The sequence below is a fragment of the Nonomuraea sp. NPDC001684 genome, from assembly GCF_053596515.1.
This window is the reverse complement of sequence record NZ_JBSFGJ010000714.1, coordinates 1-3031: the sequence shown is the minus strand read 5'-3', so window position 1 is coordinate 3031 and position 3031 is coordinate 1. Positions and strand designations below refer to the sequence as shown.

4 protein-coding genes are annotated in these 3031 nt (G+C 73.3%); 1 reads left to right on the top strand and 3 read right to left on the bottom strand.

The window, feature by feature from the left end; genetic code table 11:
- The coding region (locus ACWCSD_RS50575; RefSeq protein WP_449926676.1) for a LysR family transcriptional regulator substrate-binding protein at window positions 1-445 on the top strand (445 nt) is incomplete at its 5' end.
- A gap of 65 nt (window positions 446-510) precedes the next feature.
- Here ACWCSD_RS50575 and ACWCSD_RS50570 read toward each other — a convergent pair.
- The 3 genes from ACWCSD_RS50570 to ACWCSD_RS50560 form a co-directional block, all read right to left on the bottom strand.
- Window positions 511-1728, bottom strand: coding sequence for an MFS transporter (locus ACWCSD_RS50570; RefSeq protein WP_397162725.1), 1218 nt, complete (start codon window positions 1726-1728; stop codon window positions 511-513).
- Window positions 1729-1913: 185 nt separating this feature from the next.
- A complete protein-coding gene (locus ACWCSD_RS50565) occupies window positions 1914-2759 on the bottom strand; it encodes an alpha/beta fold hydrolase (RefSeq protein ID WP_449926673.1) in 846 nt (281 codons plus the stop codon).
- Entirely contained in the window at window positions 2759-2908 is a 150-nt protein-coding gene (locus ACWCSD_RS50560) for a hypothetical protein (RefSeq protein WP_449926670.1), read from the bottom strand. The genes ACWCSD_RS50565 and ACWCSD_RS50560 overlap by 1 nt, the downstream gene beginning before the upstream one ends.
- Window positions 2909-3031: the final 123 nt, after the last annotated feature.

The window sequence follows — 3031 nt, the reverse complement described above, 5'->3', positions numbered from 1 at the left end:
GGCCGCGGCCGGCGAGGTCTCGCTGCCCGCCCGGTCGGTGGCGCGGCCGCTCGCCGCCGACCGCATGCTGGCCGTCCTGCCCAGCGGCCACGAGCTGAGCGTCCGCCCTTCGTTGCCGGTGGCGGAGCTGGCGCGGCACCCGTTCATCATGTCCACGGGCGGGTGCGAGCCGCTGATCACGGCGATCGCGCGGGCGGCGGGTGCGAGCCTGAAGTGTCATTACCGGGTGCGTGACACCAACAGCATCCTGGCCATGGTCGCCGAAGGGCTCGGGCTGAGCATCGTCCCCGAGCTGTCGCTGCCCGCCCACCTCAGCGGCGTGCACGCGATCCCGCTGGAGCCCGCCGCCGAGCGGATCATCCTCCTCGCCTTGCCCGCGGACCCGCTCCCGGCGGCCGTCGCCTTCGCCGAACTGGCCGCCGCCCACCACGCGGCGTCCCGGTGAACTCACGGCGATCGGCGCAGGGGCCGGATCGGCCGGGCCGTAGCGCCGACCTGCCCAGGGGCGACTCAGGCTTGGGGTGGGGCCACGGCGTCGGGGGGCAGGCGGCGGGCCAGGCGGAGCAGCGCAAGTGCGGCCGGACCCACCAGGGCTGCCAGCGTCAGCCACAGCAGCAGCGGGGCCATGTCGAGCAGGGCCGAGAAGCCGGCGGGTGCGAGGACCGCCGCGAGCGCCCAGGTCTGCTGGTAGATCGCCAGGTAGCGGCCCCGCAGGGCCGGTGGTGCGGTGGCCGCCGCGAGGGCCCAGCTGGGCACGGTGTGCATGAGCTCGCCGAAGGTGAGGACGAGCGTGGCGACGAGCAGCCCGCCGACGCGCGGGAGTCCGGCGGGCAGCAGCGCGGTCGCGGCGTAGGCGGCGCACGCCGCCATCAGGATCAGGCCGCTCAGGGCCATGGCGTGCGTACGGCGGGCGTGCCGCTGCCACCTCCGGACCGGGAGCTGACCCGCCGCCACCAGGACCGTGTTGATCGCGTAGAGGACGCCCAGCAGAGCCGGCGGGACGCCGAGCACCGTGACCGCGTACACCGGCAGGGCGACGGGGAGGATGAGGTGGATCAGGGTGTACGCCTGCTCGGCCGCCACCAGGGTGAGGAACGGCCGGTCGGCGAACACCTGCCGGTAACCGCCCGGATTCCGGGGCGGCGGTGCGGGCGCGCGCCGTCCCGAGAGCAGCAGGCATGCGGCCGCCAGGGCGAAGCTGGCCGCGTTCATCAGGGCGACGACCGCGAAGCCGGTGGCGCCGGCGAGGGAGACCACGCCCGCCGACAGCAGACCGCCCAGGCCGAAGGCGACGTTCCTCGCCGTGGCGATCAGGGTGTACAGCCGGTCCCTGAGCGCGCCCTCCGCCAGTGCGGAGACGTGGCCGCCGGAGGCGGGATAGTAGGCGCGGTCGCCGGCCGCGATCAGGGCGGCGACGACGAGCAGGGCCACGAACCCGTCCACCAGGGGATAGGCGGCGAAGGCCGCCGCACGCAGCACGTACGTGGCGATCAGCACGCGGCGCGCGTCGAACCTGTCGATGAGGGTCCCGGCCACCGGGTTGGCCGCCAGCCCCACGACCGCCGCCACGGTGACCCCGAGCCCGACGGTCGTCATGGGCAGGCCGGTCACCTCGTGGATGAACAGCAGGGTCAGGGGCACGTACAGGCCGTTGCCGAGCGCGTCGACGAACATGCCGACCAGGAACGGGCGTACGCCGACGACACTCGTGAGGGAGGGGGAAGCCATGTGATCAGTGTTGCCAGGCGCTCATGGGGACGGCATCGGCCGCTGGTCCCATGAAGGCGGCCTCCGGTCCGTCCATGGTCCTAGGTCTCGGGCTCTCGGGCAGGGCCGGACGCGTGGCGTGACGGATGCTCTGAGTGCGCGCCTGGGGCTGGACAGGTGACAGGCAGCCGCCCGCGCCCCGGGGGTCAGTTGTTCGCGATGAAGTCGGCGACCAGCCGGTTGAACTCGTCGGCGTGCTCGATCATCGCCCAGTGCCCGCAGCGGTTGAGCAGCACCAGCCGGCTGTCCGGGATGTTGGCCAGCAGGTACAGGGAGATCTCGAACGACACCACCCGATCGTCGCGGCCGTGGATGAGCAGGGTCGGCACCTGGATCCTCGGCAGCAGCTCCGGCTTGACCCACTTGGGCAGCGGGGCGCCCTTCGGCAGGCCGTCCACGTAGTTGCTCAGGTGGTCGGGGCGGGCGAGGGCGGCGTCAGAACGGGCCTGGCACAGCTCGGGGGTGGCGAAGCGCGCCTTGTCGTAGACCATGATCTCGACGAGCCGGCGCATGTTCTCCGGGCTCGCGTCCCGGTACGCCTCGATCAGCACCTTCAGCCCCTCGGACGGGCCGTCGCCGGCGCCGAACAGCGTGGGGATCCGGCCGACCGGCGGCCCCATGGTGATCAGGTGCGAGATCCGGCCGGGGTGCTCGGTGGCCAGCCGCAGCGAGGTCTGCCCGCCCATCGAGTTGCCGACGAACGCGGCCCGCTCGATGCCGAGGGCGTCCAGGAACTGGATCGCCGCCTCCACGTGGTCGAGCCGGTCGACGGTCGCCGGGTCGGACTCGCCCCAGCCGGGCATGTCGACGGCGTAGACGTGGAAGTGCTCGGCCAGCGCCTCGATGTTGCCGGCGAAGTTGCTCCATCCGGTGGCGCCCGGCCCGCTGCCGTGCAGCAGCACGACCGGATGGCCGGAGCCCGCCTCGTAGTAGCGCAGCTTCCAGTCCTTGGTCCGGACGGTGCGCGCGATGTCCTTGGCGTCGAGTGCCATCAGTGGTCCTCCCCGTTCGGCGCGGGCGCGGCGGCCAGCAGCCCGGCGACGACGCCCGGGGGGCGGTGGCCCCAGCTGTGCAGCTTGTCGAGCGTCTTCACCTCCCACGTCGCGTCGTCGATGATCAGTCCGCCCCAGCCGTACTCCACGCTGAAGCCGGAGGGGGTGTGGACGTATCGCCGAACTGGCCGCCGAGCTGGGGGCCGAGCTGCTGCTGCTGACCCCGGGCCGGGGCTTCGAGGACGAGCCGGTCGCCGCCGCCTGGCGGCGCT

Excerpts from the sequence above, each read along its gene's own strand:
- ACWCSD_RS50570 (WP_397162725.1), bottom strand. The coding sequence starts at position 1,728 with ATGGCTTCCCCCTCCCTCACGAGTGTCGTCGGCGTACGCCCGTTCCTG.
- ACWCSD_RS50565 (WP_449926673.1), bottom strand. The coding sequence starts at position 2,759 with ATGGCACTCGACGCCAAGGACATCGCGCGCACCGTCCGGACCAAGGAC.